Origin of the sequence: Variovorax sp. 679 (assembly GCF_003952185.1) — a bacterium.
In the GTDB taxonomy this organism is placed as follows: domain Bacteria; phylum Pseudomonadota; class Gammaproteobacteria; order Burkholderiales; family Burkholderiaceae_C; genus Variovorax.
Map to the genome: position 1 here is coordinate 35357 of NZ_RXFS01000011.1, position 16444 is coordinate 51800.

General features: G+C 66.0%; 14 protein-coding genes. 8 read left to right on the forward strand and 6 right to left on the reverse strand.

Annotation, left to right across the window (positions count from 1 at the left end):
* Window positions 1-20: 20 nt before the first annotated feature.
* The 6 genes from EJO71_RS26220 to ahpC form a co-directional block, all read right to left on the reverse strand.
* Window positions 21-1055 (reverse strand): iron ABC transporter permease, encoded by a 1035-nt coding sequence (locus EJO71_RS26220; protein WP_125951594.1) that lies wholly within the window; start codon window positions 1053-1055, stop codon window positions 21-23.
* Window positions 1052-1957, reverse strand: a complete 906-nt coding sequence (locus EJO71_RS26225; protein WP_125951595.1) for an ABC transporter substrate-binding protein — start codon at window positions 1955-1957, stop codon at window positions 1052-1054. Before EJO71_RS26225 ends, EJO71_RS26220 begins: the two co-directional genes overlap by 4 nt.
* A complete protein-coding gene (locus tag EJO71_RS26230) occupies window positions 1957-3054 on the reverse strand; it encodes a ChuX/HutX family heme-like substrate-binding protein (RefSeq protein WP_125951774.1) in 1098 nt (365 codons plus the stop codon). Before EJO71_RS26230 ends, EJO71_RS26225 begins: the two co-directional genes overlap by 1 nt.
* A gap of 43 nt (window positions 3055-3097) precedes the next feature.
* A complete protein-coding gene (locus tag EJO71_RS26235) occupies window positions 3098-5314 on the reverse strand; it encodes a TonB-dependent hemoglobin/transferrin/lactoferrin family receptor (protein WP_125951596.1) in 2217 nt (738 codons plus the stop codon).
* A 161-nt stretch (window positions 5315-5475) separates the two neighbouring features.
* On the reverse strand, window positions 5476-7032 hold the full coding sequence (gene ahpF, locus EJO71_RS26240) for an alkyl hydroperoxide reductase subunit F (protein WP_125951597.1): 1557 nt from the start codon (window positions 7030-7032) through the stop codon (window positions 5476-5478).
* Window positions 7033-7123: 91 nt separating this feature from the next.
* Entirely contained in the window at window positions 7124-7696 is a 573-nt protein-coding gene (gene ahpC / locus EJO71_RS26245) for an alkyl hydroperoxide reductase subunit C (protein ID WP_093203355.1), read from the reverse strand.
* Window positions 7697-7948: 252 nt separating this feature from the next.
* Between ahpC and bfr the strand changes: the two genes are divergently transcribed.
* From bfr to EJO71_RS26285, 8 genes are all read left to right on the forward strand, one after another.
* Complete coding sequence (gene bfr / locus EJO71_RS26250) at window positions 7949-8425, forward strand: bacterioferritin (RefSeq protein WP_056583098.1); 477 nt, start codon at window positions 7949-7951, stop codon at window positions 8423-8425.
* 121 nt (window positions 8426-8546) lie between these two features.
* Window positions 8547-9191, forward strand: a complete 645-nt coding sequence (locus tag EJO71_RS26255) for a PepSY-associated TM helix domain-containing protein (RefSeq protein ID WP_125951598.1) — start codon at window positions 8547-8549, stop codon at window positions 9189-9191.
* A gap of 42 nt (window positions 9192-9233) precedes the next feature.
* A complete protein-coding gene (locus tag EJO71_RS26260; RefSeq protein ID WP_125951599.1) occupies window positions 9234-9767 on the forward strand; it encodes a DUF2271 domain-containing protein in 534 nt (177 codons plus the stop codon).
* Between the two features lie 53 nt (window positions 9768-9820).
* Window positions 9821-10630 (forward strand): DUF4198 domain-containing protein, encoded by an 810-nt coding sequence (locus EJO71_RS26265; RefSeq protein WP_125951600.1) that lies wholly within the window; start codon window positions 9821-9823, stop codon window positions 10628-10630.
* A 14-nt stretch (window positions 10631-10644) separates the two neighbouring features.
* Window positions 10645-11652 carry an FAD:protein FMN transferase gene (locus tag EJO71_RS26270; protein WP_125951601.1) on the forward strand — a complete coding sequence of 336 codons (1008 nt, stop codon included), beginning with the start codon at window positions 10645-10647 and terminating at the stop codon, window positions 11650-11652.
* A complete protein-coding gene (locus EJO71_RS26275) occupies window positions 11649-13016 on the forward strand; it encodes a sulfite reductase subunit alpha (protein WP_125951602.1) in 1368 nt (455 codons plus the stop codon). The genes EJO71_RS26270 and EJO71_RS26275 overlap by 4 nt, the downstream gene beginning before the upstream one ends.
* A gap of 230 nt (window positions 13017-13246) precedes the next feature.
* Entirely contained in the window at window positions 13247-15649 is a 2403-nt protein-coding gene (locus tag EJO71_RS26280; protein ID WP_125951603.1) for a catecholate siderophore receptor Fiu, read from the forward strand.
* Window positions 15650-15743: 94 nt separating this feature from the next.
* The gene (locus EJO71_RS26285) at window positions 15744-16424 is read left to right on the forward strand and encodes a Fe2+-dependent dioxygenase (RefSeq protein WP_125951604.1); all 681 of its coding nucleotides are present in this window, start codon (window positions 15744-15746) and stop codon (window positions 16422-16424) included.
* The last annotated feature ends 20 nt before the right edge of the window (window positions 16425-16444 follow it).

The following is a 16444-nucleotide window of genomic DNA, read 5'->3' on the forward strand; positions in this document are numbered from 1 at the left end:
CGGATCGCGTTGCACCGCTGTCATATGCGCCCCCTGAAGCGTCGCAGCATCCACAGGAACATCGGCACGCCGATGAACGCCGTGAGCACGCCGAGCGGCAGTTCAGCCGGCGCCATCGCCGTGCGCGCCACCGTGTCGGCCGCCAGCACCAGCGCCGCGCCGAGCAGTGCCGACGCCGGCAGCACCACGCGGTGATCGGGCCCCGCCACCATGCGCACCCAGTGCGGTGCGATCAGGCCGATGAAGCCGATGATCCCGGTCGTCGCCGTCACCGCCCCCACCGCCACCGCCGTGACGACGATGGCCCGGCGCTTGGTGCGCTCGACGTCCACGCCGAGCAGCGCCGCCTGCGCCTCGCCCAGCGCGATGGCATTCAGCGGCTCGGCCAGCGAGCGCGCCGCCACGCATGAAAGCAGCACCGCCACGGCAACCAGCAGCACGGCGCTCCAGCGCGCCCCACCCAAGCTGCCCAGCAGCCAGAACTGCAGGCTGCGCAATTGCTCGTCGGTCGCCATCACGCTGAGAAAGCCGAGCCCCGCTCCCGCCAGCGCGTTGACCGCGATGCCCGCCAGCAGCATCAGCGCCATTCGGGTGCCGCCCTCGCTGCGTGACAGCCCGTAGATCAGCAATGTCACCGACAGCCCGCCGCCGAAAGCCATGAGCACCAGCGTCCAGCTGCCGAGCGTGCGCGGCAGCACGGGCCACAGCCACGCGCCGAGGATGATCGTCACACCCGCCGCCAGCGCCGCGCCGCTGCTGATGCCCACCAGCCCCGGATCGGCCAGCGGATTGCGGAACAGCCCCTGCATCAGGGTGCCCGCCATGCCGAGCCCCGCGCCGGCGGCCACGCCGAGTACGAGACGCGGCAGGCGGATGTTGAGGAACACGAGATGCTCGGGCGACTTGTCGGCACCCTGCCCCAGCGTCGCCAGCACATTCCAGAGCTGCGGCAGGCTGATGGCATAAGCCCCCGACACCGCGCCCACCAAGAAGGCCACGACGAGCAGCATCAAGCTGCCGCCCAGCACGGCCCGGGCCGTGAAGCGCTGCGTCATGCCAGCGCAGCCAGGAATTTCTCGTGCAGCTCGGCTACGGCCGACGGCATGCGCGGGCCAAAGCCCAGCAGGAGCAGCGCGTCCTGCGTGATCAGACTGCGCTTCTTGAACGCCGGCGTAAGCGCCAGCTCGGGCCGCTGCCAGAACCGGTCGACGCCGCCGTGGGCCTCGATGCTCTGCGTGCTGGTGAGAATGATGTCCGGCGCGGCGCTGGCCATGGCCTCGGCCGTCATCGGCCTGTAGCCCTGGAAGCCGCCGAGCGCATTGACGCCACCGGCGAAGCCGATCACCGAATGCGCGGCGGTCTTCTCGCCCGAAACCTGCGGGCTGGCGCTGTGCGAGAGCACGAATAGCACGCGCGGCTTGCGCCCCTTCCCGGCGGCGGCGGCCACGCGCTGCTGCACCTGGCCCCATTCGGCATCGAGCTTCACCTGCAGTTCGCGCGCCTGCGCCTCGCGCGCCGCGGCACGGCCGACGGCCTGCACCTTGCGCTGCACCTCGCCCCAGCTGTGGTCGGCCTCGATGATCTCGACCTTCACGCCCGCGCTGCGGACCTGGTCGAGCACCACGGCCGGACCCGATTCGTTGGTGGCGATGATCGCGTCGGGCTTGAGCGACAGCAGCCCCTCGGCCGACAGCTGGCGCATGTAGCCGACCTTCGGCGTGACACGTGCGGCCGCCGGATACAGGCTGGTGGTATCGGTGCCGACGAGTTGCGCCTCGGCACCCAGCAGGTACACGACCTCGGTGATCGCGCCGCTGACGGTCACGAGCTTCGGCAGCTTCGCGTCCTGCGCGAACAGCGGCAGCGCGGCGGCGCCGAGCGACGAAGCGCCAAGCAGGCGCAGCACGTCGCGGCGCTGCGGAAGACGGCGAGATATTTCGTTGAAGAAGACAGTCATCAGGCCTGCCCCTCGGCCTGAAGGCGCGGCAGTTCGCGCACGATGCGCCGCCACTCCTCGCGTTCCGGCACGCCGGGCTTGCGCGCGCCGAAGAACATCGCCATCAGTTCGCCTTGCTGGTCGAAGGCCTCGACCGAGGTCACGACGCCGTCGCTGGTCGGCTTCTCGACGATCCAGACGCTGGCGATGCGGTCTTCGCGCAGGTGCAGGTTGAAGCCGGGATCGAGCACGTTGAGCCAGCGGATCGGCGGGGCGTTCTCGTCGGGGTTCTTCATCTCCATCGGTTCGATGCGCGCCACGGGGCCGGTATGGATCTGGATGCAGCCGGGGCTGCCGACGAACACCATGATCGGCGTGCCGTCGAACGAGGCCTCGTGCAGCAGGCCGCGGACGGCGCCCGTCTCGGCCCGCTGCGTGAACTCGCCTTCGGTCAGGCGAAAGCTCTGCTGACGCTCGACACCGAACTTCTTCAGCAGGCCGAAGAACTCGTGCGTGTCCTGCATGCCGCGCCACGAGTCGGACAGGCCACCGACGTCGATGGCGCTGTCGTCCTGTGGCGCAGCCTTGTCCTCCGGGGCGACGAACACAACGGGCTCGTCGGGCGCCGTGAAGCTATCGACGACCGACAGGAACGCGTCGCGGTCGGTCGCGTCGCGTACGAAGATCTTGTGAACGGCCACGCCCTGCGCGTCGAAGAACTGCAGGCTCAGCGACGGCGGCACACCCGCGTTGGCGGCCGCCTCGCTCACCGCGAAGCCTGCATGCCAGCGGCTGAAGAAGAGCCGCAGGTCGATGGCCTCGCCCAGGGCAAGCCCCATCGCCTCGCTGCCCGACACCTTCTCGTAGACACCGGTCTTCTCGTGTACCGTGGTCTCGTTGCGCGTGAGCGCCAGCAAGGGGCCGCAAAGCTCCAGCGCCTGCAGCAGCTCGACCCACGGCCCGCGCAGACGCGTGGCGCGCAGGGCCTTGTCGTGCGTGCCGGCGTGCGCGGCCACGGCCGCACCTTCAGACAGGGCCATGGCCGCGGCGGCGTCCTTGTGGCGCATGCCCTTGGCGCGCAGTGCGGCGAAACGGTCTCGGATGTCTACGGCATTCATCATCGGGTTTCCTTTCCTTGTTCGGGGATGGCGATGGGGGCGATCAGAAGTCCGCCACCAGCGACACGTTGAAGCTGCGCCCCGGCTGCGTGTAGGCGTCGCGGATGCTCGACGTGGAGGCCAGGCCGCGCACATCGCTCCACATCCAGTAGCGCTTGTTGGTGAGGTTGGTGATCGATGCGTTCAGGCGAAGATCCTTGCGGATGCGCCACTGGGCGCTCACGTCGAAAGTGGTGGCAGCGGGCGTCTGGAACTGGGTGCCGGTCGTGACCTCGGTGCGGTCGATGTCGGACCACTTCTTGCGCGCGTGGTTCACGGCATCGAGGCGTACGCTCCACACCGGCGTCTGGTACTTGATGCCGACGCTGGCCTTGCTCGGGTCGATGGAATTCAGCGGCCGGTCGTTGGTGCGGTCGCGGCCGCGCGCCTGCCCGTAGGCAAAGGGCACGGAGAAGCCGCTGCCGTTGCTGGTGAAGTCGAGTTCGCCCTTGATCTCGAAGCCGCTGATGCGCGCGCGCCCGATGTTGACCGACTGGAAGGTCGCCGGGTTGGTGCGCGAGCCGAACACGCCGCCAACCTGGCGATCGTTCTCGATCAGGTCCTTGTAGTCGCCGGTGAAGGCGGCCACGTCGAAGCTCAGGATGCCGGTGCGCCCGCGCAGGCCGAGCTCGATGTTCTGGCTCTTCTCGGGCTTGAGGTTCGGGTTGGGAATCGTCCTGTAGCCCGAGATCACGTTCTCGAAGAAGTTGTTGACCTGGAACGCGTTGGGCGCCTTGAAGCCCGAGGCGTAGTTGCCGTACACGCTCCACTGCGGCGTGGCCCGGAACAGCACACCCAGCTTCGGCGACACGGCCGAGCCTGAAAGCGAAACGGCCTGCGCGTTGAAGCCGGCCTGCTTCGCATCGAGCGAGAAGCGATCGAAGCGGATGCCGGGCGTGATGCTCCAGCGGTCGTGAACGAATTCGTCCTGCACGTAGAACGCGGACGAGGTCTCGCGCGTGTCGGGGAAGCGCTTGAGCGGATAGCTCTCGCCGGCCGGTGGCACCAGGCCGGTCTGCAGGTTCTCGACGTTGGTGCGGGTGTAGTCGAAGCCGTAGGTGATCTTCTGCGCCCAGTCGCCCATGCGGATGGTCTTGTCGGCCTGCAGGCCGAACTGCCAGGTGCTCTCGTCGTAGGTGACGTCGCGCGTGCGGTCGGCGGCGGTGAAGCGGTCCTCGTAGATGAACTCGCGCGACTTCGCCTTCTGGTAGCTCACCACGGCGAGCAGGTTGTCGGCCACGGCGGAGTTCAGGCGCAGGCGGCCGTCGTAGGTGAAGCGGTCGCGCTGCAGGTCGTTCTTCGCGTTGAGGCCGACGACCGACGTGGAGGCGTAAGGCGGCTTGGCGACGCCCGAGAGCAGGTCGTAGCGGCTGGTCTTGTCGACGTGCTCGAAGGTGAACGCGTGGCGCTGGTCGGCGTTCGGCGTGAGGATGACCTTGGCGAGCAGCGCCTTGTTGCGGTCGCGCTGCGGATTGGGCGTGGTGCGGTCGACGTTGGCGGCGTTGTTGGTGCCCATGTTCTCCAGCGCGCTGGAACGGCCCATGTTGGCCGAGATGAGCCACTGCAGCGTGTCGTTGGCCTTGCCCGCGAGCGTGACGCCGCCGTGCGTGCCGTTGTCGTCGCCGCTGTAGCCGATGCTGGCGCTGCCGCCGAAGCTCTTGCCGTCCCGCAGGTAGGACGAGGGGTCGCGCGTGATGAAGTTCACCAGCCCCGCGAGGCCGTCGGAGCCGTAGAGCGCGGAGGCCGGGCCCTTGATGATCTCGATGCGCTCGACGAGGCTGATGTCGAAGTAGTCGCGCCCGAATGCGTTGGCGCTGAAGACGTAGCTGCGCGGCGTGCGGATGCCGTCGGTCAGCAGCAGCACGCGGTTGCCGTCGAGGCCGCGGATGTTGAAGCCCGCGTTGCCGTCGCGGCCGGTGTTGCCCTGCGCGAGGCCGAAGCGCGCGGGCGCACGCTTGACCGACACGTTGGGCAGGTCGCGCACCGCGTCGCGGATGTCGGTGATCTGCTTCGACTCGATGTCGTCGCGGCCGATGACCTCGGTGCTCACCGGCAGGTCGTCCCTGGCCTGCTCGGAGCGCGAACCGCTCACAACCACCTCGTTGAGCGCCGCCAGACGCTGCTGGGCCCACGAGGGCGCCGAAAGGCTGAGCCCGGAGGCGATCAGGCAAGGCAGGAGGGCAAGGCGATGGGAAGGACGGAGGTTGGTTTTGGCGGCCACGAAAAAAGGTCCAGAAACAGTTAAGAAACTGCTTGCTGGACCTTCGGGCGCAGGTGGCTGCGCGCGGTGACCTGGCTGGCAATGAGGGGCCGAAACAAAAGTCTCGGCTCGAGCCTTTTATTGTATGAGAACAGTTCTCATTGAAACAACTTAAGGCTTACTCATGCAGGGGCCGATGTGCGGATCAGGTGGTCGAACGCACCGAGTGCCGCCTTCGCGCCGTCGCCGGCCGCGATGATGATCTGCTTGAACGGCACCGTCGTCGCATCGCCCGCCGCGAACACGCCCGGCACGGAGGTCTGGCCGCGTGCGTCGACGATGATCTCGCCGTGCTTCGACAGCTCGACCGTGCCCTTGAGCCAGTCGGTGTTGGGCACCAGGCCGATCTGGATGAACACGCCTTCGAGCTCGACCTTCTTCGACTCGCCCGTCGCGCGGTCCTTGTAGATCAGGCCGTTGACCTTCTGGTCGCCGGTGATCTCGGTGGTCTGCGCGTTGGTGAACACGTCGACGTTCTTCAGGCTCCGGAGCTTGCGCTGCAACACGGCGTCGGCGCGCAGTTGCGTATCGAACTCGATCAGCGTGACGTGGCCGACGATGCCGGCGAGGTCGATCGCCGCTTCGACGCCCGAGTTGCCGCCGCCGATCACCGCCACGCGCTTGCCCTTGAACAGCGGGCCGTCGCAGTGCGGGCAGTAGGCCACGCCCTTGTTCTTGAACTCGTGTTCGCCGGGCACGTTGATGTTGCGCCAGCGCGCGCCGGTCGAAATGATGACCGACTTGCTCTTGAGCGACGCGCCGCTCTCGAGCTTCACCTCGATGAGATCGCTGCCGGGCACGAGCGCCTTCGCGCGCTGCAGATTCATGATGTCGACCTCGTAGTCGCGCACATGCTCCTCGAGCGCGTGGGCGAACTTCGGTCCTTCGGTTTCCTTGATCGAGATGAAGTTCTCGATGCCCATGGTGTCGAGCACCTGGCCGCCGAAACGCTCGGAGGCCACGCCGGTGCGGATGCCCTTGCGCGCCGCGTACACGGCGGCTGCCGCGCCGGCGGGGCCGCCGCCGACGATCAGCACGTCGAAGGGGTCCTTGCCGGCGATCTTCTTCGCTTCGCGCTCGACGCCACTGGTGTCGATCTTGGCGAGGATTTCCTCCAGGCTCATGCGGCCCTGGCCGAACTCGGTGCCGTTGAGGAACACGGTCGGCACGGCCATGATCTGGCGTTCCTTCACTTCGTCCTGGAAGGTGCCGCCTTCGATCATCGTGGTGCGGATGCGCGGGTTCTGCACCGCCATCAGGTTCAGCGCCTGGACCACGTCGGGGCAGTTGTGGCAGGTGAGCGAGACGTAGATCTCGAACTCGAAGTCGCCGTCGAGCGCCTTGATCTGGTCGAGCACGGCCTGCTCGACCTTCGGGGGATAGCCGCCGATCTGCAGCAACGCGAGGATCAGCGACGTGAATTCATGGCCCATCGGCAGGCCGGCAAAGCGCGGGCCGTGGTTTTCGCTCGGGCGGTTGACCGAGAACGAGGGCTTGCGGTGGTTGTCGTCGCGGCTTTCGGTCAGCCTGACCAGCGGGGACGATTCGGCAACGTCCTTCAGCAGCGACAGCATCTCGCCCGAGGCCTTGCTGTCGTCGAGCGAGGCGACGATCTCGATCGGCTGGGTGGCGCGCTCGAGGTAACTCTTCAATTGGGCTTTGGTGCTTGCGTCGAGCATGAGGGACTCTCTTTCGATAACTGGAAACTATCAACTGGGGAAAAAAAAGCCCGGGGCCTCGTGAGCGCCCGGGCTTTCGCGCGGGAGGCGCTTAGATCTTGCCGACGAGGTCGAACGAGGGCTTCAGCGTTTCGGCGCCTTCGGTCCACTTGGCGGGGCAGACTTCACCGGGGTGGGCAGCCACGTACTGGGCAGCCTTCACGCGGCGCAGCAGTTCGGCGGCGTCGCGGCCGATACCGTTGTCGTGCACTTCGATGGTCTTGATCTTGCCTTCGGGGTCGATCACGAAGGTGCCGCGATAGGCCAGGCCGGCGTCTTCGCCTTCTTCGATCAGCACCTGGAAGGCACGGGCCAGTTGCTGGCTCGGGTCGCCGATCAGCGGGTACTTGACCTTGCCGATGGTGTCCGAGGTGTCATGCCATGCCTTGTGGGTGAAATGGGTGTCGGTCGACACGCCGTAGATCTCGACGCCGAGCTTCTGGAATTCGGCGTAGTGATCGGCCAGGTCGCCGAGTTCGGTGGGACACACGAACGTAAAGTCTGCCGGGTAGAACACCACGACCGACCACTTGCCCTTGAAGTTCTCGTTGCTGACGGGCACGAACTTGCCGTTGTGATACGCGGTGGCCTTGAAGGGAATGATTTCGGTGTTGATCAGGGACATTGGTGATTCCTTGTGGTGGCTGATGAAAAGGGCGAGCCATCAGTATAACTACCAATCCATCAAATTTAATAGTTGATATCTATCAAAAGTATTGCAACTCGCTATGTTCACGATGAGCTTCGGGCGCCCTTTCGCAGCCGCAATACGAACGTGTATCACCATCACACGCATGCAGACCGGCGCAGCATGGGTTTGCTTGCAAACGCGCCTTTTCGCCTCTGACAATCACCGCTTTCAGAACAAGGAAAAATCATGAAGGGCGACCCCAAAGTCATCGAACACCTGCAGGCGCAGCTCAAGAACGAGCTGACTGCGATCAACCAGTATTTCCTGCACTACCGGATGCTCAAGCACTGGGGCCTGGACAAGCTGGCCAAGAAGGAATACGAGGAATCGATCGGCGAAATGAAGCACGCCGACAAGCTGATGGACCGCATCTTCATGCTCGACGGCCTGCCGAACCTGCAGGACCTGGGCAAGCTGAACATCGGCGAAGACGTGCCCGAGTTGCTTCGCTGCGACCTCGGCGCCGAGACCGGCGCTCAGGCCACCATCAAGGACGGCATCGCGCATTGCGAATCGGTGCGTGACTATGTCTCGCGCGACCTGCTCCAGGAGATCCTGGACGACACCGAAGAGCACATCGACTTCCTCGAAACCCAGATCGACCTGATCGACAGGGTCGGCCTGCAGAACTACCTGCAGTCGCAGATGGGCGAACTCGAATAAGGCGGGCCTCTGCCCCTCTTCGATCAACGGGACTTCGATCCCGTTTTTTATTGCTTTACGTAACTTAACCGCCCACGAATAACAGTCATTCTCATTTGCGCAGATAAAATCCGCGCCTTCGATGACTGCCACCCGCCCCGACAACCGCCGCCGTGCCTACTGGCTCAAGACCCTGCACGAATGGCATTGGGTGAGCTCGGCGATCTGCCTCATCGGCATGATCCTGTTCAGCGTCACGGGCTTCACCCTCAATCATGCAGGGCAGATCGAGGCCAAGCCGACCGTCACGAAGCTGAGCGGCTCCATCGACGAAGCCCTTCGTGCACAGCTCGAAAAGCAGCTGCCCGCCGCCAAGGCTCTCAAGGGGAAAGCCCCCCTGCCCCCTGAATTCCAGGCCTGGGTGCAGAAGCACTGGGACATCTCCACCGCAGGCCGCGAAGCCGAGTGGTCCGACGACGAGATCTACCTGTCGCTCCCCCGCCCCGGCGGCGATGCCTGGCTGCGCCTGAGCCTGGCCGACGGCGAAATCGAATACGAGCGCACCGACCGCGGCTGGCTCTCCTACTTCAACGACCTCCACAAGGGCCGCAACACAGGCGCCGCTTGGAGCTGGTTCATCGACATCTTCGCGGGCGCCGCACTGGTCTTCGCGATCACAGGCCTCTTCATTCTCAAGATGCATGCGGGCAACCGGCCGTTCACCTGGCCGATGGTCGGCATGGGGCTTGTCGTGCCGGTGCTGCTCGCGCTGCTGTTCATTCACTGATTCCGTTCATCAATCAATCCAGATCCAGGAAAGAGGTTTCCCGTGCACGTTCGCTACTCACTCGCGCCGCTGGCCATCTCGGCGCTGTTCGCGGCTCCGGCCTTCGCGTCGGGACTGGCTGTCAACATCGAGATTCCCCGGCTGAATGTCTCCGAGTACCACCGCCCCTATGTGGCGACCTGGATCGAGCGCGCCGACAACACCGTCGCCGGCACGCTGGCCGTCTGGTACGACGTGCGCGTCAAGACCAACAACCCCGAGGGCGAAGGCACGAAGTGGCTGAAGGACATGCGCCAGTGGTGGCGCCGCGGCGGCCGCGAGCTCTCCGTACCGGTTGACGGAGTGACGGGCGCGACCAAGCCCGCCGGCAAGCACCAGCTGAGCTTCACCGAAGGCACGGCACCCATGCCCAAGCTCGCACCGGGCGCCTACAAGCTCGTGGTCGAGGCCGCGCGTGAAGTCGGCGGTCGCGAAGTCGTGAGCATTCCCTTCCAGTGGCCTCCGACGGCCGCGGCGCAGCCGACCGCCACGGGCAAGGAAGAGCTTGGCGAGATCAAGCTCGAACTCAAGCCCTGAGCGACAACGCACAGCCCTCGTCTTTCGCCAGCCCGTCACATCAAGGAACTGCCATGACCCATTTCAACTTGCGCGCAGCCTCTCTCGCCATCGCCCTCACTGCCGCCGCATCGCTCGCACAGGCGCACAACGCCTGGCTGCTGCCCTCCTCCACCGTGTTCTCCAAGGCCGACACCGTGACCGTCGATGCCGCGGTGTCGAACGACCTGTTCGTGGCGAACCACGCGCCGCTGCGGCTCGACGGCCTGCAGATCACCGCGCCCGACGGCAGCACCATCAAACCCGAGACCGAAGCCAAGCTCAAGCTGCGCAACGTGTTCGACGTGAGCGTTGCGCAGGCGGGCACCTACCGCATCGCCGTGATCAACGCCGGCGCCTTCGCGAGCTGGAAGGACAAGGCCACGGGCCAGGCCAAGCGTGCGCGCGGCACCGCCGAAACCATCGGCAAGGAGATTCCGGCCGACGCGCAGGAAGTGACGATCACCCAATCGCTCGGCCGCATCGAGACCTTCGTGACCGTCGGCAAGCCTTCCGCGCTCAAGCCTGTCGGCCAGGGTCTGGAGCTCATCTCCACCGGCAGCCCGACCGACCTGGTCAAGGGTGAGAAGGCCATCTTCACGCTGAACCTCGACGGCCAGCCCGCAAAGGGACTCGAAGTGACGGTGACGGCGGGCAACACCCAGTACCGCGACAAGCTCGAGGAAATCAAGCTCAAGACCGACGACAAGGGCCAGTTCAGCGTCACCTGGCCGGCCGCCGGCATGTACTGGCTCGACGCCAGCACCAAGGACAACAAGACCACGGTGCCGCAAGCCAAGGAACGCCGCCTGAACTACGCGGCCACCCTTGAAGTGATGCCCTGACGCAGAACGCCACCTTGGGCATTTCGTTCAGCACCTGGCGCGCTGGCGGCTACGCCAACGCGGCCGTACCTCGCCCCGCCGATCCCGCGACCTTGCAGCAGCTGGGCGGGCAGACCATGGGCACGACCTGGTCGCTGCGCTTCGACAACCCGCGCATGCTGCCGCTCGCGGAAGTGCGAGCAGCTGTCGAGGCGGCGCTCAACCGTGTGATCGCGCAGATGAGCCACTGGGAGCCCGACTCGGACATCAGCCGGTTCAACCGGGCTCAGGCCGGGTCGCGCCATGCGCTACCTGCGGAGTTCGCGACGGTGATGCGGTGCGCCTTCGAGTGGGCGACGGCCAGCGGCGGCGCGATCGATCCGACCGTCGGCCCGCTGGTCTCCTGCTGGGGCTTCGGTCCCGATGCAGGGGAAGAAAGCGGCCTGCCTGCCGCGAGTGTTCTGGCCGAGGCAAAGGAACGCGTCGGTTGGTCGCGACTGGCTTTCGATGCTGCCGATGGCTCGCTGCTGCAGCCAGGTGGCGTCACGCTGGATCTGTCAGGCATTGCCAAGGGCTTCGCGGTCGATCACGGCATCGAGGCCTTGCGCGAGTTGGGCATTGCCGACGCACTTCTAGAGATCGGTGGGGAACTGCGAGGCATCGGCAAGCGCCCCGGCGGGCAAACCTGGCAAGTGCTCGTCGATGGTGATCCGTCCGGGGCGCGACGCGTAGCGCTTGCCGACATGGCCATCGCCACATCGGGCGACCGGTGGCACCGGCGTTCGCACGGGGGGCGTCGCTGGTCGCACACCATCGATCCGCGCACGGGCGAACCAGTCGCGCATGCACTGGCCAGCGTCACCGCGCTGCACGCGGAATGCATGCAGGCCGACGCGCTGGCCACCGTGCTGACGGTGCTGGGCCCGGACGAAGGATTCGACTTTGCGCAGCAGCACGGCATTGCCGCGCTGTTCGTGAGCCATGGAGATCCACTGCCTGCCGCAAGGGCGACACCCGCCTGGCCCTCACCGGGCAGGACATGAACGACTTCGGCTGGCGCGCGCTGGGCGCAGGCTCCACCCTGGCGGCATATGCGTTGCTTTGCGCGTCGATCTACCTGCGCGAGCACAGGCGAAAAGCCGCAGCCGCACGCGATGCCGTGGCGCTTTCGGGAGGGGGTGACGAGCCTCCGGTGCTCGTGCTGTTCGCCAGCCAGACCGGCCAGGCCGAAGCAATCGCCTGGCAGACTGCTCGGCAGTTGAGCGCCGCGAGCACGCCTGCGCGCGTGATGGAACTGAACGCGCTGGACACCTCGACGCTGGCCACTGCGCGCCGCGCGCTATTCATCGCAAGCACCTACGGCGAGGGCGATGCGCCCGATGGCGCCAGCGTGTTCGTCGAACGGCTGATGACGAATTCACCGCCAGCATTGCCTTCATTGAGCTACGCCGTGCTCGCACTGGGCGACCGGCAGTACGCCAACTTCTGCGGCTTTGGCCGCACGCTCGACGAATGGCTGCAGGCAGCGGGCGCCAGGCGCGAGTTCGATCGCATCGAGGTCGACAACAGCGACCCGGCCGCGCTGGCTGCATGGCAGGGGCAGTGGGGCGAGATGCCGGAACCCGGCATCGCCGATGCCGCAATCGATGGCTTCACCCAATGGCGGCTCGTCGAGCGCACACGCCTCAATCCGGGTAGCGCTGGCGGACCGGTCTTCCATCTGGGCCTGGTGCCGCAGGCCGGCGCGATGCCGAATTGGGCTTCGGGCGACCTCGCACAGGTAGCCGTTGCAAGCGATCCGGCGCGCCCGCGCGACTACTCCATCGCCTCCGTATACGCCGACGGCGAACTGCAGTTGCTCGTGCGGCAGGAACAGCATCCGGACGGCACGCTCGGAGCGGCATCGGGCTTGCTCACCTCCACCCTCAGCATCGGCGACACGGTAGCCCTGCGCCTGCGGCCACATCGGGGCTTCCGGCTGGACGGCAACGAAGCCCGCCCCTTGATCCTCATCGGGAACGGCACCGGAATCGCGGGCCTGCGTGCGCATCTGCGGGCTCGTGCAGCCATGGGCAGGCACGACAACTGGCTGGTGTTCGGCGAGCGCCAGGCCGCCCACGACTTCCTCTATCGAGAAGAAATCGAAGCATGGCAGGCCGGCGGCGTGCTGCAACGGCTCGACATGGTGTTCTCGCGCGATCAGGCCGAGCGCTTCTACGTCCAGCACAGGTTGCTGCAGTCGGCCGACACCCTGCTGCAATGGCTGCGCGGCGGCGCGGCCGTCTACGTCTGCGGAAGCCTGCAGGGCATGGCATCGGGCGTGGACGCGGCATTGCGGCAGATTGCCGGCGATGCGCTGATCGACGAGCTGACGATCGGCGGGCGTTATCGCCGCGATGTCTACTGAGGCGCGGCCATTGCGTCAGTTGCGTGACAGCAACAAATCGAGCACAACTTTTGGATTAATTCGGCTCACCGGTCAATTTTGATATTGAGAACCAATATCATTTGCAGCGATTTACGACGCTTCGTGAATCGACTCACCCAGCCAGTCCCCTCGTTTCTCCAAGGAACGCAGACCGTCAGGACATCGCCAGTCGAGTCCTGCCGTCCGCCCCCCTTTCGGAGAAAACCTTCATGGCCTACATCAAGAGCCGCAAGCACACCGTTGCGCGCGCCGTTCCACACTTCTCAGGCGCTGCCGCCGCCACGCTGATGGCCATTGCGGCACCAGGCGCTCTTGCCCAGTCCCAGGCGCGCGGGGCACTGCCTGAAGTCCGCGTGCAGGACTCCACCACCGCCGCCGACTACAAGGCCGACAACTCGTCGAACCCCAAGTTCACGGCCCCGCTGATGAACACGCCCCAGACCGTCCAGGTCATCAAGGAACAGATCATTCGCGACCAGGGCGCGACCACACTCACCGAAGCGCTGCGCAACACCCCCGGCGTGGGTACCTTCTTCCTCGGGGAGAACGGCAACACCAACACGGGCGACGCCGTCTTCATGCGCGGCTTCGACAGCTCGAGCGCGATCTTCGTCGACGGCATCCGCGACCTGGGCTCGGTGTCGCGCGACGTGTTCAACATCGACCAGGTCGAAGTCGTGAAGGGTCCCTCGGGTACCGACGTGGGCCGCACCTCGCCCACCGGCTACATCAACCTCGTCACCAAGAAGCCCAAGCTCGAAGACAGCTTCCTGGGCTCCCTGAGCTTCGGCAGCGCCAGCTTCAAACGTGGCAGCGTCGACTGGAACAAGTCGCTGAGCAGCGCCAACGGCATCGGCGCGGCCTTCCGCCTGAATGCGGTGAGCGAAGACGGCGGCGTGGCCGGCCGCGATTTCGTCAAGAACAAGCGCTGGGCGATCGCGCCCTCTCTCGCCCTCGGCCTGAACAGCCCGACGCGCATCTTCCTCGACTACCTGCACGTCAAGCAGAACAACATTCCAGATGGCGGCGTGCCCACCATCGGCCTGCCGGGCTACACCACGCCGGACGCCACCGCAATCACCCGCGGCCTGGCGCGTCGCACCTACCTGAACGCCGCCGCGCGCGCCGATTCGAGCAACTTCTACGGCACCAGCTCGGACTTCGACAACGTGACCGCCGACATGTTCACCGCGCGCATCGAGCACGACCTGACGCCCGACATCACCATCCGCAACACCACCCGCTACGGCAAGACCTCGCAGGATTACATGCTGACGTCGTTCATGGGCGGCGGCCTGACGTCGACGAACGGCGCCGGCACCCTGCCCGCCGTGACGGCCGGCTTCCTGAACACCGTGATCCCGACGATCCCGGCAAGCTGGACGATCACGCGCAACCTGCCCACCAACAAGGACCAGGAAAACACGATCTTCACCAACCAGACGAGCGTGTCGGCCAAGTTCAACACGGGCAGCATCGGCCACTCGTTCAACGGCGGCCTCGAATTCATCCGCGAAAAGCAGACCGCGAACAACTTCTACGCGCCGGGCTTCGCGAGCGTGGGCACCACGCTGGCCGCCGCCGGCTCGTGGCCCGCCGCCAACCTCTACAACCCGAACCCCTACGTGAGCGGCTACAACCGCATCGCGAACGGCACTGGCTCGGACGGCAGCACCGACACCATCGGCCTCTACGCCTTCGACACGCTGAAGTTCAACGAGCAATGGCAGCTGACCGCCGGCCTGCGCTACGACCACTACTCGACCACCTACAACGCCACCGCGCTGACGCTAGCGCGCACCGGCAACGGCCCGCAGACCTCGACGATCACGCCGACCAACCTGAAGCTGTCGGACAACCTGCTCTCCGGCAAGATCGGCCTGGTCTACAAGCCGACCGAGAACAGCAGCGTCTACGCGGCCTACGGCACCGCCGCGCAGCCGCCGGGCGGCGCCAACTTCCAGCTGGCCGCCGGCGGCACCGGCAGCAGCGCAGCGCGTACCGACTTCCTGCCGCAGAAGGCCAAGACCTACGAGGTCGGCACCAAGTGGGACGTGATGAACAAGCGCGTGGCCCTGACGGCGGCGCTGTATCGCACCGACGTGAGCAACGAAGTCGTTCAGGACTCGGTCACGCAGCAGTACTTCCAGACCGGCAAGAAGCGCGTGCAAGGCATCGAGCTCGGCGTGTCGGGCGCGCTGACCGACAACTGGGGCGTGAGCTCGGGCTTCACCACCATGAACACCCGCGTGCTGAGCGGCCCCTCGGTGCTGGCAGACGGCTCGACCGCCCTCGCCTACACGCCGAAGAAGGCCTTCACGCTCTGGACCACCTACCAGCTCCCGTTCGGCCTGACGCTCGGCGGCGGCGCCCGCTACAACGGCAAGCTGCAGCGCGGCACCGACGGCGCGGTGGGCACTCCAGCGTACGTCGACTCGTACTGGGTGTTCGATGCGATGGCGTCCTATCGCATCAACAAGAACATCGACATCCAGCTGAACGTGTACAACCTGTTCAACAAGGACTACGTGGCAGCCATCAACAAGAGCGGCTACCGCTACACGCCGGGCACGCCGCGCTCGGCCAAGATCACCGCGAACTTCGCGTTCTGACGGTCCTCCTCCACGCTCCGGCCTCATCCGGTGCAGTGCGACACTCGAGCCCCGGCCCGCGCCGGGGCTTTTCTCATTGCGGAGTTCCTGAAAAATGATGCTGCATGTGCCCGAGGTGCTGAGCCCCGACCAGGTACGCGAGATGCGTTCCGCGCTAGACGCCACGCAATGGACCGACGGCCGGGAGACGGTCGGCGCCCAGGGCGCGCAGGTCAAGCGCAACCGCCAGTTGCCGGAGCATTCGCCGATCGGGCTGGAGCTGGGCAAGATCGTGCTGGCGGCGCTGGCCCGGCATGCGCTTTTCTTCTCGGCCGCGCTTCCGTCGCGCTTCGTGCCGCCCCTGTTCAACCGCTACGAGGGAGGCGAGCACTATGGCGCTCATGTCGATGGCGCGGTGCGCGCCCTGCCCGGCAGCGGCCAGCAACTGCGCACCGACCTGTCGTGCACGCTTTTCCTATGCGACCCGGAGGACTACGAGGGCGGCGAGCTGGAGGTGATCGACACCTACGGCTCGCACGAGGTGAAGCTGCCAGCCGGTGATCTCATCCTTTACCCCGCAAGCAGCCTTCACCGCGTACACCCCGTGACGCAGGGAGCGCGAATCTGCTCGTTTTTCTGGCTCCAGAGCATGGTGCGCAGCGATCAGCAACGCTCCATGCTTTTCGAGCTGGACCAGAACATCCAGAGGCTGCGCGCCCGCCTGGGCGAATGCGAGGAAACGGTGGCCCTGACCGGGCATTACCACAACCTCTTGCGGCTCTGGTCGGAAGTCTGACTTCAGCGGCCCGGGTGTTG